The organism is Microbacterium sp. NPDC089190 (assembly GCF_040701795.1).
GTDB lineage: Bacteria > Actinomycetota > Actinomycetes > Actinomycetales > Microbacteriaceae > Microbacterium > Microbacterium galbum.
The window spans coordinates 540,687-564,106 of the sequence record NZ_JBFBHF010000002.1 but is presented as its reverse complement, the minus strand read 5'-3'; the positions used below and the strand labels follow the sequence as shown (position 1 = coordinate 564,106).

The 23,420-nt window shown below is 70.4% G+C and carries 23 protein-coding genes; 15 read left to right on the top strand and 8 right to left on the bottom strand.

Going from position 1 to position 23,420, the window contains the following annotated elements; all coding sequences use genetic code 11:
* Positions 1-16: 16 nt before the first annotated feature.
* The 5 genes from AB0230_RS08615 to AB0230_RS08595 are packed head-to-tail and all read left to right on the top strand — an operon-like array spanning position 17 to position 4,493.
* Positions 17-1,264, top strand: a complete 1,248-nt coding sequence (locus AB0230_RS08615; protein WP_366375159.1) for a hypothetical protein — start codon at positions 17-19, stop codon at positions 1,262-1,264.
* Positions 1,261-1,938 (top strand): DedA family protein, encoded by a 678-nt coding sequence (locus AB0230_RS08610; RefSeq protein WP_366375157.1) that lies wholly within the window; start codon positions 1,261-1,263, stop codon positions 1,936-1,938. Before AB0230_RS08615 ends, AB0230_RS08610 begins: the two co-directional genes overlap by 4 nt.
* 45 nt (positions 1,939-1,983) lie before the next feature.
* On the top strand, positions 1,984-2,832 hold the full coding sequence (locus tag AB0230_RS08605; RefSeq protein WP_366375155.1) for an undecaprenyl-diphosphate phosphatase: 849 nt from the start codon (positions 1,984-1,986) through the stop codon (positions 2,830-2,832).
* Between the two features lie 21 nt (positions 2,833-2,853).
* Positions 2,854-3,678: a ZIP family metal transporter gene (locus AB0230_RS08600; RefSeq protein ID WP_366375153.1), complete on the top strand. Its 825-nt coding sequence runs from the start codon at positions 2,854-2,856 to the stop codon at positions 3,676-3,678.
* A gap of 56 nt (positions 3,679-3,734) precedes the next feature.
* Positions 3,735-4,493, top strand: coding sequence for an ABC transporter permease (locus AB0230_RS08595; protein ID WP_366375151.1), 759 nt, complete (start codon positions 3,735-3,737; stop codon positions 4,491-4,493).
* A 624-nt stretch (positions 4,494-5,117) separates the two neighbouring features.
* Here AB0230_RS08595 and AB0230_RS08590 read toward each other — a convergent pair.
* Together AB0230_RS08590 and AB0230_RS08585 are read right to left on the bottom strand one after the other, a co-directional pair.
* The gene (locus AB0230_RS08590; protein WP_363390440.1) at positions 5,118-6,500 is read right to left on the bottom strand and encodes an aminotransferase class V-fold PLP-dependent enzyme; all 1,383 of its coding nucleotides are present in this window, start codon (positions 6,498-6,500) and stop codon (positions 5,118-5,120) included.
* A gap of 234 nt (positions 6,501-6,734) precedes the next feature.
* Positions 6,735-7,397 (bottom strand): ArsR family transcriptional regulator, encoded by a 663-nt coding sequence (locus AB0230_RS08585; RefSeq protein WP_315995063.1) that lies wholly within the window; start codon positions 7,395-7,397, stop codon positions 6,735-6,737.
* A 195-nt stretch (positions 7,398-7,592) separates the two neighbouring features.
* Here AB0230_RS08585 and AB0230_RS08580 point away from each other — a divergent pair, with 195 nt between their 5' ends.
* Both AB0230_RS08580 and AB0230_RS08575 read left to right on the top strand, forming a co-directional pair.
* The gene (locus tag AB0230_RS08580) at positions 7,593-8,753 is read left to right on the top strand and encodes a serine/threonine-protein kinase (protein ID WP_366375148.1); all 1,161 of its coding nucleotides are present in this window, start codon (positions 7,593-7,595) and stop codon (positions 8,751-8,753) included.
* Positions 8,754-8,948: 195 nt separating this feature from the next.
* Positions 8,949-10,055, top strand: a complete 1,107-nt coding sequence (locus AB0230_RS08575) for an acyl-CoA desaturase (protein ID WP_363390431.1) — start codon at positions 8,949-8,951, stop codon at positions 10,053-10,055.
* A 67-nt stretch (positions 10,056-10,122) separates the two neighbouring features.
* On the opposite strand, the gene AB0230_RS08570 is transcribed toward AB0230_RS08575, so the two are convergent.
* Complete coding sequence (locus AB0230_RS08570; RefSeq protein WP_366375145.1) at positions 10,123-11,076, bottom strand: LacI family DNA-binding transcriptional regulator; 954 nt, start codon at positions 11,074-11,076, stop codon at positions 10,123-10,125.
* A 187-nt stretch (positions 11,077-11,263) separates the two neighbouring features.
* On the opposite strand from AB0230_RS08570, the gene AB0230_RS08565 reads away from it, so the two are divergent.
* The 6 genes from AB0230_RS08565 (at position 11,264) to AB0230_RS08540 (ending at position 17,960) form a co-directional block, all read left to right on the top strand.
* Positions 11,264-12,085, top strand: coding sequence for an ABC transporter permease (locus tag AB0230_RS08565; RefSeq protein WP_315995059.1), 822 nt, complete (start codon positions 11,264-11,266; stop codon positions 12,083-12,085).
* On the top strand, positions 12,082-12,879 hold the full coding sequence (locus AB0230_RS08560) for an ABC transporter permease (protein WP_315995058.1): 798 nt from the start codon (positions 12,082-12,084) through the stop codon (positions 12,877-12,879). The genes AB0230_RS08565 and AB0230_RS08560 overlap by 4 nt, the downstream gene beginning before the upstream one ends.
* A complete protein-coding gene (locus tag AB0230_RS08555) occupies positions 12,876-13,868 on the top strand; it encodes an ABC transporter ATP-binding protein (protein ID WP_315995057.1) in 993 nt (330 codons plus the stop codon). The genes AB0230_RS08560 and AB0230_RS08555 overlap by 4 nt, the downstream gene beginning before the upstream one ends.
* Positions 13,869-13,961: 93 nt before the next feature.
* Positions 13,962-15,032, top strand: a complete 1,071-nt coding sequence (locus AB0230_RS08550; protein WP_363390423.1) for an extracellular solute-binding protein — start codon at positions 13,962-13,964, stop codon at positions 15,030-15,032.
* A 109-nt stretch (positions 15,033-15,141) separates the two neighbouring features.
* Positions 15,142-16,278, top strand: coding sequence for a hypothetical protein (locus AB0230_RS08545; protein WP_366375142.1), 1,137 nt, complete (start codon positions 15,142-15,144; stop codon positions 16,276-16,278).
* A gap of 221 nt (positions 16,279-16,499) precedes the next feature.
* Positions 16,500-17,960: an MFS transporter gene (locus tag AB0230_RS08540; RefSeq protein WP_363578342.1), complete on the top strand. Its 1,461-nt coding sequence runs from the start codon at positions 16,500-16,502 to the stop codon at positions 17,958-17,960.
* Between the two features lie 3 nt (positions 17,961-17,963).
* Here AB0230_RS08540 and AB0230_RS08535 read toward each other — a convergent pair whose 3' ends face one another.
* Positions 17,964-18,167 carry a hypothetical protein gene (locus tag AB0230_RS08535; protein ID WP_366375140.1) on the bottom strand — a complete coding sequence of 68 codons (204 nt, stop codon included), beginning with the start codon at positions 18,165-18,167 and terminating at the stop codon, positions 17,964-17,966.
* A gap of 110 nt (positions 18,168-18,277) precedes the next feature.
* On the opposite strand from AB0230_RS08535, the gene AB0230_RS08530 reads away from it, so the two are divergent.
* A complete protein-coding gene (locus AB0230_RS08530) occupies positions 18,278-19,207 on the top strand; it encodes an aldo/keto reductase (RefSeq protein WP_366375138.1) in 930 nt (309 codons plus the stop codon).
* Between the two features lie 10 nt (positions 19,208-19,217).
* On the opposite strand, the gene AB0230_RS08525 is transcribed toward AB0230_RS08530, so the two are convergent.
* From AB0230_RS08525 to AB0230_RS08510, 4 genes are all read right to left on the bottom strand, one after another.
* Positions 19,218-19,613, bottom strand: coding sequence for a peptidase inhibitor family I36 protein (locus tag AB0230_RS08525; protein ID WP_315995051.1), 396 nt, complete (start codon positions 19,611-19,613; stop codon positions 19,218-19,220).
* A complete protein-coding gene (locus AB0230_RS08520) occupies positions 19,610-20,608 on the bottom strand; it encodes a hypothetical protein (RefSeq protein ID WP_366375136.1) in 999 nt (332 codons plus the stop codon). Before AB0230_RS08520 ends, AB0230_RS08525 begins: the two co-directional genes overlap by 4 nt.
* Positions 20,595-21,110 carry a sigma-70 family RNA polymerase sigma factor gene (locus tag AB0230_RS08515; RefSeq protein WP_363390407.1) on the bottom strand — a complete coding sequence of 172 codons (516 nt, stop codon included), beginning with the start codon at positions 21,108-21,110 and terminating at the stop codon, positions 20,595-20,597. Before AB0230_RS08515 ends, AB0230_RS08520 begins: the two co-directional genes overlap by 14 nt.
* Before the next feature lie 406 nt (positions 21,111-21,516).
* On the bottom strand, positions 21,517-21,909 hold the full coding sequence (locus AB0230_RS08510) for a PaaI family thioesterase (RefSeq protein WP_366375133.1): 393 nt from the start codon (positions 21,907-21,909) through the stop codon (positions 21,517-21,519).
* Positions 21,910-22,024: 115 nt separating this feature from the next.
* Between AB0230_RS08510 and AB0230_RS08505 the strand changes: the two genes are divergently transcribed.
* Entirely contained in the window at positions 22,025-23,347 is a 1,323-nt protein-coding gene (locus AB0230_RS08505) for an MFS transporter (RefSeq protein WP_315995047.1), read from the top strand.
* The last annotated feature ends 73 nt before the right edge of the window (positions 23,348-23,420 follow it).

Genomic DNA, 23,420 nt, shown 5'->3' with positions numbered 1-23,420 from the left:
TTTCTACCGTTCCCCCATGACGACTTCCCCGCCAGCGGTCCGTGTCTCCCGGCGCATCATGTCGAGCAAGGTGCCCCAGGTCACCGTCTGGTTCTGGATCATCAAAGTCCTGTGCACGACGGTAGGGGAGAGCTTCGCCGACTGGATCAATGTGACGCTCGGCGTCGGGCTGGAAGCCACGTCGGTGATCTTCACCGTCGTGCTGGCAGGCGTGCTGACGTGGCAGCTTGCGTTGCGCAGGTACGTCCCGTTCGTGTACTGGCTCACGGTCGTCGTCGTCAGCGTCACCGGCACGCTGTACACGGACATCCTCACCGATGATCTCGGCGTGCCCCTCGCGGCCAGCACGGGCGTCTTCGCCGCGCTCCTCGCCGTCGTGTTCGCGGTGTGGTGGCGCAGCCAGCGCACGCTGTCGATTCACAGCATCACGACGACGCGACGAGAGCTGTACTACTGGCTCGCCATCCTCGTCACTTTCGCCCTCGGGACGGCAGCGGGCGACGGCATCCTGGAACTCACCGGGTGGAGCCCGGGGGTGTCGGTGCTGCTGCCGGCCGGTCTGATCATGGCGGTGATCGTGGGGTGGCGGTTTGGTGCGAATGCCGTGCTGTCGTTCTGGCTGGCCTACATCTTGACGCGTCCGCTTGGGGCCAACCTCGGCGACTGGCTCGGGTTCGACCCCGCCCAGGGCGGCCTGGGGCTCGGCGTCGCGTGGACGAGCGTGATCTTCCTCGTCGCGATCCTCGGCACGGTCGTTTACCTCACGGTGACTCGCGCCGATCAGACGGAACCGGCGACGGCCCCTGATCCACGTTCGAGGGCCGCTGGGCGGGAACGTGTGATGCTCGCGTACTTCGCTATCGTCGGGATCGTCGCCGTGGCAGTTCTCACCTGGGCGCACGCGCAGCCCCACACCACGGCCGCTGCGAGCGAAGAGGCCCCGAGTACCCACGCCACCTTGGCTCCCGGGCAGTCGGCCACCGCCAACTTCCCCGCCGACACCGTCGACGCCTACCGAACGATCGTCCAGGACGCTCTGTCGATGGTGCGCGCGGGAGACCAGGCGGGGGCGAAGACGCGCATTACCGACCTCGAAACGGCCTGGGACCACGACCAATCCACGCTGGAGGGTCTGGATGCCACGGCCTGGAGCGTCATCGATGGACGCATCGACGCGGTCTTGAAGGCCGTGCGAGCGTCGACACCAGATCCGACGTCGGAGACGGACGCCCTCCAGGCTCTGCTGACCACCCTCTCGTCATGATCGGGACTCACGTCGTCGCCGCCTCCGCGGGTCTGCTTCCCGATGCGGCGTCCATCCTCCATGCCTTCGGGCCGTGGGTGCTCGCGGGGATCGCCGTCCTGATCTTCATCGAGTCCGGAGTTTTGTTCCCGTTTCTTCCAGGCGACTCGCTTCTCGTGACAGCGGCCGTCCTCGCCGGCCCTCTCGGCATACAGCCGTGGCAGGTCCTTCTCGTCGGCATTCCCGCGGCGATCCTCGGCGATCAGACGGGGTACTGGCTCGGCCGCCGGTTCGGCAGGCGCATGTTCCGCGAGGGCGCGCGTGTCCTCCGCCCCGAACGGTTGCACGACGCCGAACGGTTCTTCGCGAGATACGGCGGGGGCTCTCTCGTGCTCGGGCGGTTCGTGCCGATCGTACGCACGTATGTACCGGTCGCTGCCGGCACCGCTCACATGTCGTACCGAAGGTTCCTGGTCTGGAACACCGCGGGAGCGACGCTGTGGGTGGTGGGCATGACCGTCATCGGCCTCGTGCTCGGCGGCATCCCGTTCATCGTCGACAACATCGACGTGCTGATGATCGTCATCGTGCTGATCTCCGTCCTGCCCGTCGTCTTCGCTCTGACCCGGAAGTGGGTCGCATCGCGTCGCGAGAAGAAGGACGCGTCCGGCGGCGCAGCTTCACCAGAAGTCTGACGAGCGCCCACGGGCGATCCCGTCACCTCCATCCCGAAGGACAGCATGCATATTCTCGAGGTCATCATCCTGGGGCTCGTTCAGGGCCTCACCGAGTTCCTCCCCATCTCCTCCAGCGCCCACCTGCGCATCGTGGGCGAGTTCCTCCCGTCGCAGACCGACCCCGGCGTGACGTTCACCGCCATCACCCAGATCGGCACCGAACTCGCGGTGCTCCTGTACTTCCGCAAGAAGATCGCCCGCGTGCTCTCGCGCTGGTTCCTGTCCCTCACGGGCCGTGTTCCGCGCAACGACCCCGACGCGCGCACGGGCTGGTACATCATCATCGGCACCATCCCGATCGGTGTGCTCGGCTTCCTCCTGCAGAGCCTCATCCGCGACAACTTCCGCAGCCTCTGGATCACCGCGATCGTCCTGATCGTCTTCGGCATCCTGCTGGGCCTCGCCGATCACTACGGCAAGCGTCGTCGCGACCTCGACGACCTCACCGTCGGTCACGGCTTCGCCTTCGGTTTCGCGCAGGCTCTGGCCCTCGTCCCGGGCGTCTCGCGCTCGGGCGCGACCACGACGCTCGGCCGTGCACTCGGCTACAAGCGCACCGCTGCCGCCGAGTACTCGTTCCTGCTCGCCGTTCCCGCGGTGTTCGCAAGCGGTCTCTACGAGCTCTACAAGAGCTTCGACGAGGGCACCGGTCCCTACAACCTCGGCGAGACCGCCATCGCGACCGTGATCGCGTTCGTGGTCGGCTACCTCGTGATCGCCTTCCTCATGCAGTACCTGAAGAAGGGCAGTTTCTTGTCCTTCGTCATCTACCGCGTCGCCCTCGGCATCCTCCTCATCATCCTGTTGTCGCTCGGCGTGATCCCCGCGGTGTCGACCGTCATTACCAGCTGAGACCGGACGAAGAGGAAAATCATGAACGCAGGAACCGTCATCGTCATGGGTGTGATCGCGGGAGGCACGATCTTCCTCGGCCTTCCGGCCGGCCGCCTCTCCGCGAGCGCAGGAGGTCTTCGTGCCCTGTTCAACGCCATCACCATCGGCGTGCTGCTCTTTCTCCTGTGGGACGTTCTCATGCACGCCGTCGAGCCGGTGGATGCCGCCCTGACTGCCGCGGCGATCGAGAAGAGCTCTTCCTGGGGGGATTTCGTGATCCTGACAGCCCTGCTCTTCGCCGGAATCTCGGTCGGCATGCTCGGGCTCGTCGCGTACGACGGCTGGACCGCCCGGCGGACGCATCTCCGCGTGGCCACGGAGAAGTTGGGCGTGCTGCGGCTCGGCGAGCCGGCCAGCCGGTTGGCGTTCTTGATCGCGGTCGGTATCGGGCTCCACAACTTCGCGGAGGGTCTTGCCATCGGGCAGTCCGCCGCCGGCGGAGAACTCCAGCTGGCGACCATCTTGGTCGTGGGGTTCGCCCTGCACAACTCGACCGAGGGATTCGGGATCACAGCGCCGCTGGCGGGATCCGGCGGCCGCCCCTCGTGGCCGCAGCTCGCGTTGCTCGGGCTGATCGGTGGCGGCCCCACCCTGGCGGGCACCGTCCGCGGGAGCGTCGTCGTGAATGACCCCCTCGCCCTCACGTTCCTCGCCCTCGCCGCCGGATCGATCATCTACGTCCTCGTCCAGCTCATCGCCGTCGCGCGCGACATGAGAGGCGGGTACCTGACGTACATCGGTCTTCTCGCCGGCCTGATCGCCGGTTTCGGAACCGATTTCGTCGTGACCGCGGCCGGGGTGTGAGAGCGAACCTCCCCGCGCGGGGCTCGTCGTCGATGATCGATCAGTAGCCTGCAAGGGTGCCTACCGTCGAGATGCTCGTGCGAACGGGGCTGGCCACGCTGCTCCTCGCGGGCGTGAGTGTTCTCGTGCTGGTGGCCGGTGGCATCCGGGGATGGTGGAGCCCTACGGTCGCTGTCGCGCGCGCGGGCGTCCAACTCGCGGCGCTCAGCCTGGTGCTCGGTGGCATCATCGGCGATCCCATCTGGGTGGGCGTCGGACTGTGCATCATGTTCGCCGTCGCCGTCGCCGTGTCGACACGGCGAGCGGGTGAGCCCCTCGCCGCTTCATGGAGGGCAGCGGTCGCTCTCGGCGTCGGTGTCGGCGTCGCTGGCGGGATCGTGTTCGTCACGGGCGCGGTCGCGTTCACACCCCGCTACGTCCTGGCCGTCGAAGCAATGGTGATCGGCAACGCGATGACCGTCGCATCGCTCGCCGGTCGGCGCTTCGCGCAACTGCGTGCGGACCGATGGGCCGAAGTCGAGGGGTGGTTGGCACTCGGCGCGACCCCACGGCGAGCCACCCGTGATCTCGGACGAATCGCCGTCTACGACGCGCTCGTCCCGGGAATCGACCAAACCAAGGCGACCGGGCTCGTCGTTCTTCCCGGTGCCTTCGTCGGGGCGCTCTTCGGTGGGCTCTCTCCGCTGGAGGCAGGAAGATTCCAGCTGGTCGTTCTCGCCGCCATCCTGGCAGCGGGCGCGCTCACGGCGACCATGACGGTCTCGCTGCCGACGCGTCGAATGCTGAGGAGCGTCGATCCCCGCCGCGGGGCCTGAGCTGGACGCCCGCTCGAATGAGGGACTGTCGAACACCGTTGTAGCTGACGTCGAAGTGCATGGCGATAGCTGCGAGGGACATGCCGCCGTCGTAGAGAACAGCCGCTTCGTTGACCTGCTCGTCACTGAGGGGCTGGCATCGAAGCTGAACTCCCTCATCGCGCAGCAGCTTTAGCAGGCCGCCCTTCGAGAGGGCGTACTCCACACAGAGGGATGGGGTCGTCGCGCCGGACTGATACTTCGCGACGATCTCAGCGATGAGAGCTGGCTTAAGCCGACGGCGCAAGAGTCGAGGCGACGGCTCTGAGGGTGAGTTTGAGACAGGCGGATTCGTCGCTAGACCAGCCAATTTCCGCAACTCCACCAGGGGTGGTGGCAGGAGCGCCGATTTATTCGAGTAGTGGGGTACTGGCTCTACAGATGTCGAGAAAGCCCCGGTTCGCCGGGGCTTTTCGCATTCCCGGTCCGCGCGACCGTCGCTGGGCGTCGACGCCGACGCGGAGCCGCGCATGCACGGCAAGCACAGCGGCGGGATCCGCCCCGGACACGCCGCAGGGGCGGCCGGGCGCATCGGCGTGTCGAGCGTGATCCCCGCCGTCGTGCACGGGTCGAGCCGCGGCATCGTCACATCATCGTGTCGAGGATCCCCACCAGATCGTCGAACGTCGTCCGCGGATTCAGGATCGCGAAGCGGGCGTTGACGCGTCCGGCGTGGCTCGAGGGGGTCACGAAGGCGTGCTGCCCATCGAGCAGCTGCGCCGACCAGCGGTCGTAGTCGGCCTTCGCCCACCCGACGCGCTCGAAGACCACGACCCCGAGCTGGGGGCGGCGGACCAGCGTGAGCTCGGCGCGTCCGTCGATCTCGTCGGCGATGCGCTCGGCGAGGTCGATCGCGGTGGTGATGGCCTCGCGGTAGACCGCCGCGCCGTAAGTGGCGAGCGAGAACCACAGGGGCAGCCCGCGGGCGCGGCGCGTGAGGTGGGCGGCGAAGTCCGACGGGCTCCAGTCGCTCGTCTCGGTGAGGGTGTCGAGGTACTCGGCGTGCTGCGTGTGGGCACGGCGGCCGAGCTCGGGGTCGCGGTAGATGAGCGCGCACGCGTCGAAGGGGGCGAACAGCCACTTGTGCGGGTCGACCACGAGGGAGTCGGCGTGCTCGACGCCGGCGAACCGGTGCCGAGCCCGCGGGGAGAGCATGCCGGTGAGTCCGTACGCACCGTCGACGTGCAGCCACACGTCGGTGCCCTCGACCGCGCGGGCGATGTCGGCGATGTCATCGACGATGCCGAAGTTGGTGGAGCCGGCGGTCGCGACCACGGCGAAGACGCTGTCACCGTGCTCGTCGAGGGCGGCGCGCACGGCGTCTCCGCGCAGCACGCCGTCGGCACCCACGGGCACGCCGACGACCTCGACGTCCATCACGCGCGCCGCGGAGGCGATCGAGGAGTGCGCCTCGACGCTGCAGACCACGCGCCAGGCGTCGGGGCGGGGGCTGCCGGCATCCGCGAGCCGATCACGCGCCGCCTCGCGAGCGGCGACGAGGGCGGACAGGTTGCCCAGCGTCCCGCCCTGGACGAAGACGCCTCCCGCGCCCTCGGGGAGTCCGAACTCGGCGGCGAGCCAGCGCAGCACCTCGTTCTCGGCGTGCACGGCGCCGGCTCCTTCGAGCCACGAGCCGCCGTAGAGCGCGCTGGCCGAGACGACGAGGTCGAATGCGGCCGCGGCCTTGGTGGGCGCGCTCGGGATGAACGAGAGGTAGCGCGGGTCGTCGGTCGTGATGCACGCGGGGGCGAGGACGTGCTCGAAGATCCCGAGCGCCTTGCGCGCACCGATGCCCTTCTCGTCGATGGTGCGGCCCGCGAGGCGCCGCAGTTCGGCGGCAGGCAGCGGCTTGTCGAGCGGCGTGTCCTCGGACGTGAGCCGACCCCGGGAGTACTCGAGCACCATGTCGACGATGGCGCGAGTCTCGTCGCTGACCTCGTGCATGCGCGCGGCGGGGGAGTGGGTCATCGAAACCTCCGGATCAGGATGCCGATCGCGACCGCGACGGGAGGCGGCGTCGGCGTCGACAGGGGTGTGAAAGCGCGGGGCGGGTGGCGATCGGCTCGTGGGAGTCAGCTTAATTCGCCGTCGTCATCGCAGGAACGAGCAGCCGCACGAGTGGTGGGCGGGGATCGGGATGCCGGACGCCGGTGAGGCGGGCTTCCCGACGGCGCGTGCGGGACGGGGCCTCTCGAAGAGGCCTCACGCCGCGGTGAGCTGCGGGGCGACCCGCGCGATGCGCGAGCGCAACTCGCCGACCGTCCGGTCGAACTCCTCGTCGCTGCCGGTCCGAGCGGGGTCGCGGATCGACCAGTGCACGTCGTCGCGACCGCCGAGGGCCTCGTGCGCATGGTCGCAGACGCTGATGACGAAGTCTCCGGGCCGGGCGACGTCGCTGAGGGACCGGGGGCGGACGCGGTCGTCGAGGCGCAGATCGTGCCGGACCGCCGCGGCGACGGCGCCGGCGTGCACGCGTTCGCCGGGGTTCGTCCCCGCCGACTCCGCCGGAATCGCGCTGTGGGCCTCCCAGATGGCGCGGGCAAGTTGAGAACGGGCGGAATTCGCCGTGCAGACGAAGAGCACCCGGCCCTGGACCTTCCGTGGGGCGAGGGTGAGGTCGGAGAACGCTTCGGGAACGAGCTGCAGGTAGCTGCGACGCCCGTCTGACTCGGATGGCACGCGCCGCGCGATCCCGCGGTCTTCGAGCACGTTGGCGTGGAAGGCGACGAGGTTCGACTTCATCCCCAGCACGGACGCGATCTCGCTCGACGACATGTCGCCCATCGCGAGCAGATCGACGATGCGCAGACGTCCCGGGTCTCCGAGAGCGGCGAAGGCCTCAGCGCGCCGTCGAAGATCGTCCATTATGCCCCCGTCCGCCCGGTCTGTCATCCGTCAGCGGAAATCGCTTTTACTCAGTAGCCTTTGAGCGACCGCAACGGGCGGGCGCCCCCCAATAGTGCGCCCGTTGCGGTCTCTCACACCCTCGGGGCAAGAGGAGTTTCTCATGCGGCAGCGGCGCGTCGGGCGGCGGATCACGCCGCGTGTCGAAAGAAGCCGATGACCATGGCTGCGCAGGGCGACGGCGGGCGACGAGCGCTCCGGGCGCAACGCGAACAGGATGCCGCGGCGTCACTGCCTGCGGGCCTCGCCACGGTCTTCGCGGGGCGCTATCGGGCCGCGGGGCCCCTCGGCCGCCGGGGGGTCGACGGCCACGTCTTCCGCGCGCGCGACGACATCCTCGCGCGCGACGTCGTCGTGAAGGTGTTCCCCCTCGACCCCGCTACCGCGACCGAGCCCCCGCCTCGGCTGGAGGGGGCCCGCGTCCTCGCCGCCCTCGATCACCCGGCGCTCATCACGCTCTACGACGCCCACCTCGGACGCGACGGCCGCGGCTATCTCGTGACCGAGTTCATCAACGGTCCATCCCTGCGCGAACGCCTCGACGACGGCGGACCGCTCGCGCCGCTCCTGGTCGCCGGGCTGATCGAGGATCTCGCACGCGGACTCGACGCCGTTCACGAGGTGGGCATCGTCCACCACCACCTCACGTCCTCGCACATCCTGCTGCGTCCCGTCCGAAACGCCCACCGGCCGTTCGTCGCGGTGCTCGCCGACTTCGGCGTCGCCCACCTCCTGTCCGGTGGTGGCGGCGCCGCGGTCGACGACGCTTCCACCGACGACGAGGACTACCTGCCGCCGGAGCAACTGCGCGGGGAGGCGCCCGGCGCCGCCGCCGACATCTACGCCCTCGGCCTCCTGGCCGTGGAGGCGTTGACCGGTGAGAGCCCGGTGCTCGGGGGAGCGGCGCAGCACGTCCTTCTCGCGCCTCTCGATTTCGATCCCGTCATCCCCTCGCGGTTCGGGTACGGGTGGGAGGTGCTCCTCACCGCGATGACGGACCCCGATCCGGCTCGACGTCCGTCGGCGGCAGACGTCGTCGCCGTCGCGGTCGAGCTCCGGCAGGGCGCCGACGGCGGCGGAGCGATCCCCGTCCCCGATGTCTCCTCTTCCGGAGTCGGCCCGGAGTCGGAGCCGGAGTCGGAGTCGGAGTCGGACTCGGAGTCGGAGTCGAAGCCGGTGCCGGAGTCGGAGTCGGTGCCGGAGTCGGAGTCGGTGCCGGTGCCGGTGCCGGCCTTGCGCGCCGTGACGCAATCGCGCGAGGCGACCACGCGGCGGCGGCGCCCGCCCATCTGGGCCTGGGTCACGCACGCGCGCTGACCACGCCTCACCGGCCGTAGCTGGCAATCGTCTGACCTTCTCCGGTGCGCCCGGTCGCCGAACCGCGTCTTTCCGGGACTCGGGAGGAGCGTGTATGCAGCCATGCGCATATGCACGACGTAGCGTCGACCTCAGTCCTCGGCATCCGCCCATGGCTTCCGGCCTTAGCGGTCACCCAGAACCGAGGAGCATGCCATGGCTGCACCCGTCATCGAATCCCGGATGGGACCGATCCGCCAGACCTACAAGGGAACGGCCGACTTCCCCCCGATGGCCAAGGCGTACACGGAACTGTCGCAGGTCGTCCGCGAGACGGGACTGCTCACGCGTGCCCGCCGCTTCTATGCGCTGGTCGGCACGGTGCTCGCCCTCGGCTTCGGCGGGGCGATCACCGGTTTCGTCCTTCTCGGGGACAGCTGGTTCCAGCTGCTGATCGCCGCCGCTCTCGGCATCCTCTTCACCCAGGTCGCCTTCCTCGCCCACGAGGCGGCGCACAAGCAGATCTTCGCGTCGGGACGCGCCAACGACCGCCTGGCCCTGTGGCTCGCTGCCGGCGTCGTGGGCATCAGCCTGTCGTGGTGGACGTCGAAGCACACCCGCCACCACGCCAACCCGAACCGCGTGGGCAAGGACCCCGACATCGAGGTCGACACGATCTCCTTCGTCGACGAGGATGCCGCGACCGCGCGCGGCCTGCGCCGCTGGATCACGCGTCGCCAGGGGTGGCTGTTCTTCCCGCTGCTCACGCTCGAGGGCGCGAACCTGCACGCGCACGCCTTCCGCCACCTCTTCTCGCGCGGAGAGGTGAAGGGGCGGTGGAGCGAGCTGGGCATCATCGCGCTGCGCTTCGCCGTGTTCGTCGCGCCCGTCTTCGTCTTCCTCCCGATCGGCATGGCGTTCGCGTTCCTCGGCGTGCAGCTCGCCGTCTTCGGGGTCTACATGGGGGCGTCTTTCGCTCCGAACCACAAGGGCATGGCCGTGATCGCGCCGAACGCCAAACTCGACTTCTTCAGCAAGCAGGTGCGCACCTCGCGCAACATCACCGGCGGCTGGTGGGCGACGTGGCTGATGGGCGGACTCAACTACCAGATCGAGCACCACCTGTTCCCGAACATGCCGCGCCCGCACCTCAGCCGCGCCCGGGCGATCGTCAAGGAGCACAGCAAGACGCTCGACGTGCCCTACGTGGAGACCACGCTGCTGCAGTCGTACGGAATCGTCATCCGGTACCTCAACCGCGTGGGCCTGGCCGCGCGCGATCCCTTCGAGTGCCCGATGACCTCGGCGGCCGCGCGCGCCTGACGCGCCCCGCGCGGACCATCGAGGTGGCCGTCGGGGGTGGGCTGCGGCCGTCGGCTCAGACCGGGGACTACTCCGGCCAGTGCACCGACACGGGCAGTCGGCGCGTTTCGCCGGCATCCACTCCCGAGGTGAGGAGATCGACGAGGGCGGTCATGGCCTCGCGGCCGAGCTGCTCGCCGTCGACGTCGATCGCGGGCACCTCGTCGGCGCCGATCGCCTCGGCCACCAGTCGTTCCGCGCTCACCACGATCTCCCCGGGTGAGGACACACCCCGGGCGCGCAGGGCGAAGACGAGGCCGAGCCCGATCGAGGTCGCGTAGGGGACCACCGCGGTCGCACCGGAGGCCACGACCGCATCGGTGGCGGCGACCCCCGCGGCGAAGGTCGCGGGGAAGGGACCGAGCGTCGTCAGTTGCGCGCGGTCCGCGACGGCGCGAGCGATCGCGGCGCTGCGCTGCGCGTCCTGCCACGAGCCCTCCGGGCCGCCGAGGTAGGCGATGGCGCGATGACCGGTGTCGGCGAAGCGGGCGGCGAGGTCGGCGAAGGCGCTCGCCGTGTCGGCGACGATGGAGGTCATGCCCTGGATCTCGCGGTCCACGAGCACGGTGGGGCCGAAGACGGCGGCCGCCTGCACGATCTCGTCAGGCCCGCGCGGCGCGACGAGGACGCAGCCGTCGACCTGTCGCGCGAGGCGCTCGAACTCGACGAGGTCGTCGGCGTCGTCGAGGCGGTGCACCGCCACGGTGAGCTGAAGGTCGGATTCACGCGCGCGAGACTGCGCCCCCGCGACGATGGGGGTGAAGAACGCGTTGTCGAGCGTCGGGACGACGAGGGCGACGATCCCGCTGCTGCCGCGGGCGAGGTGGCTCGCGGTGCGATTGGGGACGAAGCCCAGCTGTAGGGCGGCGGCACGCACCCGTGCCACGGTGTCGGGGGCGACGAGGTCGGGGCGGCCGAGCGCACGCGAAGCGGTCGACTTGGCCACCCCGGCAAGAGCGGCGACATCGGCCAGCGTGGTCACTGCGCCCCCTTCCGACAGACGCGAGCACCGCGCGCAGTCCGTTCATCCTACTGAGCGGCCACAACCGGTTGCGTCCGCGTTTTACACGCTGTTTACACGGGAGGTCGCGTGAGCGACTCGCCGCCCCCTACGGTGGTAACAACCGGTTGCGCAACCGGTTGCAACCCCTCATGATCGGAGTCGGCCCGTGCTCTCACGCCGCACCGGACTGCTCGCCCTCCCCGGGCTGGCGCTGCTGCTGGTGGGCTTCCTGATCCCCTCGGTGGCGATGCTCTTCGCCCCGCCGGGGGTCAGCCCGCTCGACATCCTCGACCGGCTCAGCCGCATGCTGACTGACCCCTACGACCTCGCGATCATCGGTCGCACGGTCGGTCTCGGCCTCATCGTCACCGTGGTCTGCATCGTGCTCGGCTTCCCGATCGCCTACCTGTTGGCGCGGTCCACCTCGCGGTGGGCCGGCGTCCTGCTCGCCCTCGCGATCTTCCCCCTGCTGCTCAGCAACGTCGTCCGCACCTTCGGTTGGCTGGTCCTGCTCGGCTCGAACGGGGCCATCGGGCAGCTCCTCGTCGGCCTCGGCCTCGTCGAGAGGGCGCCGCAGCTGCTGTACACGGAACTCGCGATCGTGCTCGGTCTCACTCAGCTGTTCCTGCCTCTGGCGATCATCTCCTGCTACTCGGCCGTCGCGCAGGTCGACCCCGGTCTCGATGACGCGGCGCGCGGTCTGGGCGCCGGGCGTACCCGCACCTTCTGGGGGATCGTGGTGCCCCTGTCGGCCCCCGGCATGGTGGTCGCGGCCACGCTCGTCTTCGCCGGCAGCGTCACCGCGTACACGACGCCGTACCTGCTCGGAGGATCCAGCCAGCGGATGCTGTCGACACAGCTCTACTCGTACTCCAGCGTCACGATCGACTGGGCCGCGGCCAGCGCCACGGCCATCATCATGACGGTCCTCGTCTTCGCCGTGTCGGGCCTGTCGGCCATCGCCGGACGACGGGGGGCGACCTCGTGAAGACCTCGCGTCCCGTCGCGGCATCCCTCGCCGTCGCCGGCTACATCGTCATGATCGTGCCGATCCTGTTCGTCGTGGCGACCGCCTTCACCGGCGGGCGAACGCTGCGCTTCCCTCCCGAGGGCTTCTCGTTGCGCTGGTTCGGCGCGGCCTTCGCCTACAAGCCGTTCACCTCGGCACTGGTGTCCAGCCTCGAGCTCGCACTGCTGGCGACGATCCTCGCCCTCGCGATCGGCGTGCCGGTCACCCTGGCGATCCACCGCGGGCGCCTGCCCGGCAAGGGCATCGTCGAGGGTCTCTTCCTCTCGCCGCTCATCGTCCCCGAGCTCGTCGTCGGGCTGGCGCTCTACCAGCAGCTCATCATCGGGCTGCGCCTCGACAACTTCCCGGTGCTCCTGATCGGCCACACCGTGCTGATGCTCCCGTACGCCGTGCGGGTGACCGGAGCCTCTCTCGCGCTGGCCGATCCCAGCGTCGAAGAGGCCGCTCGCGGTCTCGGGGCGTCGCCCCTGCGGGCGTTCTTCACGGTGACACTGCCCCTCCTTCGGCCCGGCATCTTCTCGGCGGGGCTGCTGAGTTTCGTCACGTCGTTCAACAACGTTCCGCTGTCGCTGCTGCTGCAGAGCCGGGACTTCCGCACCCTGCCCGTCACGATGCTCGACTACGTGCAGCAGAGCTACGACCCCATGGTCGCGGCGACCAGCACCATCATCCTGGCGGGCACCGTCGTCGTGGCCGTCATCGCCGAACGCACCGTCGGCTTCGCCCGCATCTTCGGAGGGATCAACCGATGACCACTGCAGCAGAATTCGTCGGGGTCACCCAGCGCTTCGGCGACTTCACAGCCGTCGATGCGATCGACCTCTCCATCCCGACCGGTCAGCTCACGACGCTGCTCGGGCCGAGCGGCTGCGGCAAGACCACATCGCTGCGCATGCTCGCGGGGTACACGCAGCCCACCTCGGGGCGCATCATGATCGCGGGGACGGATGCCACGCGCACCCCGCCCGAGCGACGGGGCCTGGGCATGGTGTTCCAGTCGTACGCGCTCTTCCCCCACATGAGCGTCGCGGAGAACGTCGGCTACGGCCTGAAGTTGCGCAAGGTCGCCGGGCCGGAGCGGACGCGCCGCGTCGCCGAAGCCCTCGATCTGGTCGGGCTGGGGCATCTCGCCGCCAGCCGGCCCAAGAAGCTCTCGGGCGGGCAGCAGCAGCGCGTCGCCCTCGCCCGCGCGATCGCCATCCGCCCGACGCTCCTCCTCCTCGACGAGCCGCTGTCGAACCTCGACGCGCGGCTTCGTGTGCAGATGCGCGCCGAGATCCGTCGCATCCAAGCGGAGACCGGCCTCACGGTCGTGCTCGTCACGCATGACCAGGACGAGGCGCTGGAGATGTCGGACCGCATGGTCCTCATGCGCGAGGGACGCATCATGCAGGAAGGGGCACCGACCGAGGTGTTCACCGCCCCGGCGAACCGCTTCGTGGCCGAGTTCCTCGGGTACGAGAACTTCCTCGTCCTGTCCGACGGCGCGACCGCGACGATCCGTCCCGAGCACCTCGAGATCGACGGTCTCGCGACCGCCGGGGCTCTCACCCTCGACGGCACCGTCGTCGATGTCGCCTACCGCGGCGTGGACCGGCTCGTAACGGTCGACACCGTCGACGCGCAGGGTGAAGCCGTCCGTCTGATGGCCGACGTCCGCGACGAAGCGGTCACAGCCCGCCCGGGCGACCGTGTGACCGTCTCGGCGGCCGCATCGCGCCTGATCCGCCTCGCCGCCTGACAGCACCACCCGCAACAGCACCACCCCGTCCTGCCCCACCCGTACACACCTGCACCGCAGCCGCGGCTCCGCCGCCGCACGAGAGGAACCCGCATGACCCGCCCCACCCGCCGCCTGCTCGCGGCCTCGTCCGTCTTCGTCGCCACCGCTCTCGTCGCCACCGGTTGCTCCGGCTCGAGCGACGACGCCGCCTCGAGCGACACCATCGTCGTCAGCACGTTCCCCTTCGGTGTCGAGCAGTTCCAGCAGGCGATCATCGACCCCTTCACGGAGAAGACCGGCATCGCCGTCGAGGTCGAGACCGGCAGCAACGCCGACCGTCTCTCGCAGCTGCAGCTCGCCGCCGGTGATCCCGGCATCGACGTGATGCTGATCTCCGACACCTTCGCCGCGCAGGGCCAGGAACAGGACCTCTTCCAGAGCTTCGACGAGTCCGATGTGCCGAACCTGGCGAACATCGCCGACTTCGCCACCGAGGAGGGCTTCGACGGCCCGGCCTACAGCTACCAGCTGAACGGAACGATCTACAACACCGATCAGGTCACCGCCGCGCAGGCCGCGGACTGGTCCCTCTACGCCGACCCCGCTCTCGCCGGTCGTCTGGCCTTCCCCGACATCTCGGTCACCGCAGGACAGCTCGCGGTCTCGGGCGTCGCCTCGGTGTACGGCTCCGGACCGTACGACGTCGACTCGGCGTACACCACGCTCGGCGGCTGGGCCCCCGGCATCCTGCAGTTCTACACCTCGTCGACCGAGGTGACGAACCTGCTGACCCAGGGCGAGATCGTCGCCGCCGACTCGCTGAGCGGGTTCGCGACCACCCTGATCGCCTCGGGTGAGCCGGTCGCCTGGACGGCGCCGACCGAGGGGCGCTACATGGCGACCAACCGCGCCATGATCCCCTCCGGCGCCCCCAACCTCGACGGCGCCCACGCTTTCATCGACTACCTGCTCTCGGTCGAGGCGCAGAGCGCCTCGGCGAAGATCGTCGGCGACCTGCCGGTCGCCCTCGACGCGGAGATCCCCGAGGAGATCACCGCGGTCGTGGGCGACATCGCAGCCGACCCGGTGGCCGCCGGCTACGCCACCCTGGACCCCGCCGAGGTGCTGCCCAACCGCGCCCAGTGGGTGGAGCGCTTCGCCCGCGAGGTCTCCTCGCGCTGACCCCCCCCGACCGGCCGCCGGAGTTCCCCCCACCCCGGCGGCCGCCCGCCCATCGCGGCCCCACCGCGATGGGCGGGACCCCTTTGCTCCTCGACGCTCGAACGGCTCCATGACCTCCGCATCACCCCTCCCCGCCGACTACCTCCGCCGCCTGCCCAAGGCCGATCTGCACTGCCACCTCATCGGCACCGTGCGTCCCGCGACCTTCGCGGAACTCGCGCGGCGGGAGCGGCTGGCGCTGCCGGACGACCCGGAGCGCATCTTCGCCGACATCAACTCCCTCCCGCCCGACCCGGCGCTGTACGAGAACACCCGCATCCCGGTGCCGCAGGGACGCGGGGCCGACGAGCCCGAGGTGTCGTACTCGCTCTTCCAGGTGTCCAACTGGGTGGTGGAGGTGCTGCGCGACGCCGACGACCTCACGCGCATCGTCTACGAGGCGTTCGAAGACGCCCACCGGCGAAGCGGTACGCGCCACCTCGAGTTGTTCTTCGACGCCCTCCCGCCGCACCTGTCGTCACTCGGGTACACCGGAGCGGTCGAGGCCTACGCCGAGGGGATCCGCCGCGCCGAGCGCGACTTCGGAATGTCGGGACGGATGATCCAGGGCATCGACCGCAGTCGCAGCGGTGCGGAGGCCCTCGAGGTCGTCCGCCGCGTCGTCGACAACCCGCACGAGTACGTCGCGGGCATCGGGCTCGACAACCTCGAGACGGCCGGTCCCCCCGAGCGTTTCGTCGATGCCTACCGGCTGGCCGGCGAGGCGGGGCTGCGCCGGACGGCGCACTCCTCGGAGCACGCGCCCACCGCCGTCAACACCCTCACGTGCCTCGACGTGCTGGGCTGCGACCGCATCGACCACGGGTACTACGTGCTCGAGGACGACGCGGTCGTCGCCCGCCTGCGCGAGCAGCAGGTGGCGTTCACCGTCGCCTCCACGACGTCGCGACGATCGTGGCGGCCGTGGCGCCGCGCGTCCATCGCGGCGATGATCGACGCGGGGCTCAACGTCATCCCGTGCTCCGACGACCCCGGGATGTTCCCGACCACCCTCGCCCAGGAGTACGCGATCGTGTCCGAGCAGATCGGCGCCTCGCATGCCGAGGTGCGGCGCATGGCGCTCGCCTCTGCAGAGGCGTCGTGGTTGCCGGGCGAGGAGCACGCGCGGCTCGTGGAGTCGTTCACCGCCGAGATCGCCTCCCTCGACGAGGAGTTCGGGCTCGTCCCCGGTGCGGCCCAGCGTTGAGCCGTCGCCGTGGTCGGCGCGTTGCTGAGCCGTCGCCGGGCGGCGGCACATCAGTCCCCGCCCGTGTCGCGCTCATCGTGCTCACTCCGGTCGCTTTCCCGACGTCGCAGAGGCTCGGCCACCCTGGTCGGACGTAGCCTGGACCCGGGAACCGGGGAGGCGCGGATGACGCAGGGTGCGACCAGCGGGTCGACGACGTCGATCCGTCGCGTCCTCGCGTGATGACGGCATCCGCAGACCCGCGGCGGTGGCGCGCGCTGGCCGTCCTGCTGATGGGGCAGTTCGCGTCGCTCCTCGACCTCAGCGTCACCAACGTCGCGCTCCCCTCGATCGGGCGGTCGACGGGCGCCGGGGCGAGTGAGCTGCAGTGGGTCATCACGGGCTACGTCCTGGCCTTCGGTCTCGTCCCGGTGATCGGCGGACGGCTCGGCGACGGTCGCGGGCGCCGGCGCATGTTCGTGGTGTCCATGCTGGGCTTCGTGGTCGCGAGCGCCCTGGTGGGGCTCGCCCCGACGCCCGAGGTGCTCATCGCCGCGCGTGTGGTGCAGGGGATCTTCGGCGGCATGATCGGGCCGCAGGTGTCGGGCTACATCCAGAACGCGTTCCCCCCGCTCGAGAGGGGGAGGGCCTTCGGGCGGCTCGGCCTCACCGTCGGCGCGGGTACCGCGCTGGGGCCGGTGGTGGCGGGCCTGCTGATCGCCGTGGGCGGCGAAGCCGACGGCTGGCGTCTCGTGTTCTTCATCAACGTGCCGATCGGCGTCGCGGCGGTGCTGCTCGCGCGGCGCTGGGTGGCCGCGGACGCGCCGGTGGCGCCGGACGCGGGACGACGGCTCGACCTGCTCGGCGTCGTGCTGCTGGGGGCGGGACTTCTCTGCCTGCTCTTCCCGATCGTCGAGACGGGCCAGGCAGGGGGGACCATCTCGCTCCTTCTGCTCGTCCCGGCGGCCGGACTGCTCGTTGCCTTCGTCCGCCACGAGGCTCGTCTGACGCGGACGGACGCCGCCCCTCTGGTGGATCTCCGCCTGTTCCGCACGCGGTCGTTCGTGATCGGGGTCGTGTTCGCGGTGGTGTTCTTCTGCAGCAACACCGGGATCCCGCTCGTGCTCGCGTTGTACTACCAGGACGGTCTGGGTTTCACCGCCCTGCAGTCGGCCCTGGGTGTCACGGCCTACGCCGTCGGCACGGTCTTCGGGGCGCCCGTCGCCGGCCGCTTCGTGTCTCGCGTCGGCAGACCCCTCCTGCTCGGGGCCGTGTCGCTCTTCACGCTCGTGACGGTCGTGCTCGGCCTCGTCGTCCGAGCCGCGCCCGAGGCCACCGATGCGACCGGCGTCATCCTGCGCCTGTGCGTGCCGCTCTTCGTCCTCGGCGTCGCCGGCGGGGCGATCGTGACGCCGAACCAGACGCTCACCCTGGCCGAGGTCGACCCCGCGCGCGGCGGCGTCGCCGGAGGGGTGGTGCAGACCGCTCAGCGCGTGGGCGCCTCGATCGGCCAGACGGTGCTCGGTACGAGCTTCGTCCTCGTGCTGGCAGGGGCGACGCGCGCGTCGGGGCCGGGCTCCCCGGCGCCCGATCCGAGCGTCTTCGCCGACGCCCTCACGGTCGCCCTCGCCGTGTCGGTCGTCTTCTCGGCGGCCGCCGCCGTCCTCAGCGGCGTCGAGGTGCGGCGGTCGCGGGCGCGGTAGCGCTCAACCTTCGTCGTCCCAGCGCGAGTGCGGGCGGTCGTCGTCGTCGGCGCGCGCGGCGCCGCGTGCGGCCGGCCACTCCAACTGGAATCCGCACTCGCGGCACTCGTCGGCATCCTCCCCCTCGTCCACGAGAGGGTGCATCGTGATGCCGCACGCCGGGCAGATGGGCTGCCAGTCATCGACGGGCATGTCGGGGTAGGTCATGGCAGAGGGCTCCTGGAGGCACCGCCGACGGCGGACAGCAGGAAGAACGGCGCCGGCACCCGTCGTGTTCCCGCCCGTCCGATGCCGCGCGCGCCCGATAGCGTCGGAGCATGAGCGTCCCCGTCCCCCTCGGCCTCGGTCTCGCCGCCGTCGGGCGCCCGGCCTACATCACCACGGCACGCGACGCCGACCTGGGCGACCCCGCCGAACGGTCGATCGACGCCCTGCGCGCGCGGGCGCACGAGCTGCTCGACGAAGCGTGGGCACTCGGCATCCGGTATGTGGATGCGGCACGGTCGTACGGGTTCGCCGAGGAGTTCCTCGGGTCGTGGCTGGCAGTCCATCCCGAGCGCCGCGCCTCGCTCACGATCGGTTCGAAGTGGGGCTATGCGTACGTCGGCGACTGGAAGATGGATGCCGCGGTCCACGAGCGCAAGGAGCACTCGGCCGCGATGTTCGACCGGCAGTGGCCCGAGACGCTCGAGGCGCTCGGGACGGCCCCCGATCTCTACCTGATCCATTCCGTCACCCCCGAGAGTCCGGTCCTCATGGATGCCGCGGTGCTCGAGCGGATGCGTCGGTTGCGGGACGAGGGGGTGCGCGTGGGGCTGTCGACGAGCGGGCCGCGCCAGGGCGAGGTGCTGCGCGCGGCCCTGGCCCTCGCCGACACGCCGTTCCGCGCGGTGCAGTCGACGTGGAACCTGCGGGAGGCGTCGGCCGGTGAGGCGCTCGCCGCGGCGCACGACGCCGGCTGGACGGTGGTGCTCAAGGAGGTGCTCGCCAACGGCGCGCTGGCCGAGGCCGAACCGGGCGACACCCTCGCCCGGACGGCATCCGGGTCCGATCCCGACGTCTTCGCGATCGGCGTCGCGCGGGCGCAGTCCTTCGCCGACGTCGTGCTTCTCGGCGCGACCACGCGCGCGCACCTGCGCCGTGGCGCGGTCGCTCCGGCACGATCGATCGAGCGGTCCGAGCTCGACGCCCTCGCTGTGGACCCGGTGGTCTACTGGCGGGAACGCTCGGAACGTCCGTGGCGCTGACGCCGCGGATTCAGGACACGCAGCGCACGTCGGCGACCGAACCCGAGACGTTCGCCGAGGAGCCCGCGATCGCCGTGGCCAGCACCGCTCCCGCCGAGGTGCGCGCCTGAGCGTAGCCCGCCGACCGGGCGTTGGCGATCGAGCGCACGGTGATGCCCGGCGCGTACGTGCCGCACGTCGACCATGACACGCGCGTGCCCGACAGGCCGGTGCCGCTGAAGGCGCACACATTGCCGGTGGCGCAGCTGCCGACCGCCTTGTCGTCGTCGGCGGGCACGTCGACGCTCATGTCGAGCTCCGGCCACACCGCGTGGCGGGCATCGACGACGACCCCGCCGGGGATCGCGGCGAGGGCCGCGGCGATGTCGGGGTGGAGGTCGGCGGGCTGATCGTCGGTGCGGCTCATCGGGGAGCGCCCTCTCTGTCCTGCGCGTCCCACAGGGCGTATTCGGTGAGCGACCCGGCGGGCAGGTCGAGGTCGGTGTTCGCGGCGATCAGCGCCGACTCGAATCCGACGATGCGTCCGGTCTCGGTCGACAGCAGCAGCGTCACCTCGGTGTTCGCGGTCGATGAGGGGATGCCGGCCAGGCCCACGACCTCGCGCCCGAGGCGGTCCTGGGCCGTCCCGAGCGCCCGAAGACCGGGCGACGCGGCGACGACGTCCAGCAGCGCGGACTGCTGGGCGTCGTCCAGGGTCCACTCGCCCTGGATGCTCCGCACCCCCACGATGGCATCGCCGGCGTCCAAGGTGTCGGTGGCCCCCGTCGCCGTCGTCAGCAGCGTGCGCATCGCCTCGGGCGACGCCTCCGGCGGCGTCGGCGACAGGGGGCGGAACTGGTTGCGCACGTAACGCACGTCACCGACGACGGTCCCGGGAGCGGGGTCGACGTTCGGCACGGTGTCGCCGTCGGCGTTCGTGGCCTCGGCCGCCGTGGTCACCACCGACCCGGAGAAGTCCTCGTTCCACCGCAGATCCACCCACTCGCGTCGGAACACCGTCGCCTCGGCCCCGTCGGGGGAGGCGCTGAAGTACCAGCCGAGCGACAGGGAGCGGCGCTCCGCGGCGGCGCCGTCGTCCCCGGCGGCCAGCCGGGCCTGCGCGTCCGCGACCACCTCCGCGGCGCCGGTTCCGCTGGGCACGGCCGTGTAGACGAGGGGCTTGGGGGTGAGAGCGGATGCCGAGGACCCCGGCATCCACAGCACCCCCGTCACGATGGTCAGGATCAGCACGACGGCGGCGGCCGCCGACGTCCACGCCAGTGCGGGGCGACGGCGACGCACGGGCGGGCGGTCGAGGATCTGCCGCAGACGCCGCTCGGCGTCGAGGGGGAGGGGGGCGTCGAGCGGGGTCTCGGCGGGGTCGAGGCGGCGCAGCGCGCGCGCGAGGTCATCGTCGGTCATCGCCCACCCCCTTCGCGGGGACGACGGCGCCGTCGAGGAGAGGTCGCAACCGTGCCCTCGCTCGATTCAGTCGCGTCCACACCGCGCCGGCGTTCATCTCCATGACAAGGGCCACCTCGGCGGCCGAGAGCTCCTCCCAATACGTGAGCCAGAGGATCTCGCGTTCGCGCTCGGGAAGACCGCGGATGGCATCGACGAGGCGTTGCGCCATCGCGGGTTCGGCCTCGCTCGCCAGAGCGCGCACGTGGTCTTCGATGTGCGTCCACAATGCCCCCTCCCTGTCGCGTCGCCGATATTCATTCGCGATGAGGTTGCGCGCGGTGCGGTACAACCACGGCAATCCGAACGGATCACGCGGATCGCGTTTGCGCCACGCGATCTCGAAGCAATCCATCGTGAGGTCGGCGGCGGCCTCGCGATCCGACACGCGCCGTTCGATGAACCGCCGAACGGCGTTGTGGTGCTCGCGGAAGAGCGCCACGAATTCCGTCTCGTCGATCACCGGCGCGCGTCTCCGTGCGTTCGAGAGGGCTGTGTCGGAATGCCGGGAATCCTTACGCGGCGACGCGCAGGAAAAAGATTTCGTCCCCTTGTAAGGAATGCGCCCCCACTGACACCACACAGATGGGGGTGGGTGTCGTCTCCGGCTTCGAGACGACGCCCATACGCCCGTCGACAGATGTTCGGGACTGAGGTCGACGGGCGAGGGAGTGCACTGCATGGGGGCGGTGCACTCCCTCGGATCCTCGTCATGTCACCCAGGATGCCAGAGCACGGCGCGCGGCATCCCTTGCGCGCTCGCCGGGGCGGCCGTCGAACACGGCGGTGACCGCCTCCGGATGCCATCGCTGTGCTTCCCCGGGGCGTGCGTCATCGAACCTGGTCTGCGCGCGGTGAGACGGACGCTCTCAGTCCGGCTCGACGAGCAGGTTCGTGATGCGCGCCGTCGCGACCAGCCGGTCGTCGTCGTCGGTCACGCGCACGTCGTAGGTCGCGACACGGCGCCCGCGGTGGGCCGGGGTCGCGACGGCGTGGATGCGCCCGTCGCGGGCGCCGCGGTGGTGCGTGATGTTGAGGTCGACGCCGACGCAGACCTTCCCGAGGGTCGAGGCGTGGATCATCGCCGCCCACGACCCCACCGCTTCGGCGAGGGCTGCGGTGGCGCCGCCGTGCAGCCGACCGAGCGACTGCGTGTTGCCGTCGACGGGCATCGACGCGCTGACGCCGTCGGTCGACTGCGCCGTGACGACGATGCCGAGACGCTCGTCGAGGGCGCCGGGAACGATGGTCCACGGTGTCATGGCGGCTCCTTCCGCCGTCCTCTTGTCGGACGGTCGCGCCTCTGACACTATTACTGAACGCTCGGTCGGTAACAGTGCCCCCGAGATTCCCCGCCCACAGAACGACGGAGTTCTCATGGCCTCGCAGACAGCGGCATCCGCCCCCGCCACCACCGGCGTGACCCGAGAGGAGCGGCGCGTCCTCGCGGGCACGCTCGTGGGCACCTCGATCGAGTGGTACGACTTCTTCATCTACGCCCAGGCGGCCGGCCTCGTGCTCGCGCCGCTGTTCCTCGCCCCGCTCGCCCAGACCGACCCGGCCATCGCCCAGGTGCTGTCGTTCGCGACGATCGGCATCTCGTTCCTCTTCCGCCCGCTCGGCGCGATCGTGGCCGGCTACCTCGGCGACCGCCTCGGCCGCAAGAAGATGCTCGTCCTCACGCTCATCATGATGGGGGTCTCGACGGCCCTCATCGGCGTGCTGCCGACCTACGCGGCGATCGGTGTGGCGGCCCCCGTCCTGCTCATCCTGCTGCGCGTGCTCCAGGGCTTCTCGGCCGGCGGCGAGTGGGGAGGGGCGGCACTGCTCTCGGTCGAGCACGCTCCCGCGAACCGTCGCGGGTACTTCGGGGCGTACCCGCAGATCGGCGTGCCGGTCGGCATGATCCTCGCCACCGCGACGCTGTGGATCCTCACCTCGTCGATGTCGGCCGAGGCCTTCCTCGCGTGGGGCTGGCGCGTGCCCTTCCTCTTCTCGATCGTGCTCATCGTCGTCGGCTACGTCATCCGCCGCGCGGTGGAGGAGAGCCCCGTCTTCGAGGACCTCCTGCGTCGGCGCAAGGAGTCCTCCGCGCCGCTCGGTCAGCTGTTCCGCAAGAACTGGCGGCAGGTCGTGCTGACCGCGCTGGTGTTCATCGGCAACAACGCCGCGGGCTATCTGCTCATCGCCTTCTTCGCCACCTACACGGTCACCGTCCTCGGGCTCGAGCGCCCCACCGTGCTGCTGGCCACGACCCTGGCATCCTTCGGGTGGCTCGGATTCACCCTCTGGGGCGGTCGACTCTCCGACACGCTGGGTCGCGTGCGCACCTTTCAGCTCGGGTATCTCCTGCTGGCGATCTGGGCCGTGCCGATGTGGTTCCTCATCGACACGGGGAACATCGTCTGGTACTTCGTCGCCCTGTTCGTCATGACCCTCGGCCTCGGCCTGTCATACGGTCCCCAGGCGGCGCTGTACGCGGAGATGTTCCCGGCGAACGTGCGCTACTCCGGCGTCTCGATCGGCTACGCCCTCGGCGCGATCCTGGGCGGCGCCTTCGCCCCCATGATCGCCGAGGCGCTGCTGCGCTCGACCGGTGCGTCCTGGACGATCGGCGCGTACATCGCCGTCGCCGCCCTGGTGTCGCTGGTCGCGGTCTCGTTCATCAAGGAGCCCAAGGGCATCGACCTGAGGGCCTGATCCCGGATGCCACGACGGGGCCCTGCGCGACGGCGCGGGGCCCCGTTTCGGTCATCGCGCGCCCCCGGGCCGG

Coding starts and splice junctions, on each gene's coding strand:
- AB0230_RS08580 (WP_366375148.1), top strand. CDS start 7,593: ATGACCATGGCTGCGCAGGGCGACGGCGGGCGACGAGCGCTCCGGGCG.
- AB0230_RS08600 (WP_366375153.1), top strand. CDS start 2,854: ATGAACGCAGGAACCGTCATCGTCATGGGTGTGATCGCGGGAGGCACG.
- AB0230_RS08535 (WP_366375140.1), bottom strand. CDS start 18,167: ATGACCTACCCCGACATGCCCGTCGATGACTGGCAGCCCATCTGCCCG.
- AB0230_RS08590 (WP_363390440.1), bottom strand. CDS start 6,500: ATGACCCACTCCCCCGCCGCGCGCATGCACGAGGTCAGCGACGAGACT.
- AB0230_RS08610 (WP_366375157.1), top strand. CDS start 1,261: ATGATCGGGACTCACGTCGTCGCCGCCTCCGCGGGTCTGCTTCCCGAT.
- AB0230_RS08615 (WP_366375159.1), top strand. CDS start 17: ATGACGACTTCCCCGCCAGCGGTCCGTGTCTCCCGGCGCATCATGTCG.
- AB0230_RS08550 (WP_363390423.1), top strand. CDS start 13,962: ATGACCCGCCCCACCCGCCGCCTGCTCGCGGCCTCGTCCGTCTTCGTC.
- AB0230_RS08585 (WP_315995063.1), bottom strand. CDS start 7,397: ATGGACGATCTTCGACGGCGCGCTGAGGCCTTCGCCGCTCTCGGAGAC.
- AB0230_RS08540 (WP_363578342.1), top strand. CDS start 16,500: ATGACGGCATCCGCAGACCCGCGGCGGTGGCGCGCGCTGGCCGTCCTG.
- AB0230_RS08530 (WP_366375138.1), top strand. CDS start 18,278: ATGAGCGTCCCCGTCCCCCTCGGCCTCGGTCTCGCCGCCGTCGGGCGC.
- AB0230_RS08545 (WP_366375142.1), top strand. CDS start 15,142: ATGACCTCCGCATCACCCCTCCCCGCCGACTACCTCCGCCGCCTGCCC.
- AB0230_RS08555 (WP_315995057.1), top strand. CDS start 12,876: ATGACCACTGCAGCAGAATTCGTCGGGGTCACCCAGCGCTTCGGCGAC.
- AB0230_RS08525 (WP_315995051.1), bottom strand. CDS start 19,613: ATGAGCCGCACCGACGATCAGCCCGCCGACCTCCACCCCGACATCGCC.
- AB0230_RS08520 (WP_366375136.1), bottom strand. CDS start 20,608: ATGACCGACGATGACCTCGCGCGCGCGCTGCGCCGCCTCGACCCCGCC.
- AB0230_RS08505 (WP_315995047.1), top strand. CDS start 22,025: ATGGCCTCGCAGACAGCGGCATCCGCCCCCGCCACCACCGGCGTGACC.
- AB0230_RS08510 (WP_366375133.1), bottom strand. CDS start 21,909: ATGACACCGTGGACCATCGTTCCCGGCGCCCTCGACGAGCGTCTCGGC.
- AB0230_RS08605 (WP_366375155.1), top strand. CDS start 1,984: ATGCATATTCTCGAGGTCATCATCCTGGGGCTCGTTCAGGGCCTCACC.
- AB0230_RS08575 (WP_363390431.1), top strand. CDS start 8,949: ATGGCTGCACCCGTCATCGAATCCCGGATGGGACCGATCCGCCAGACC.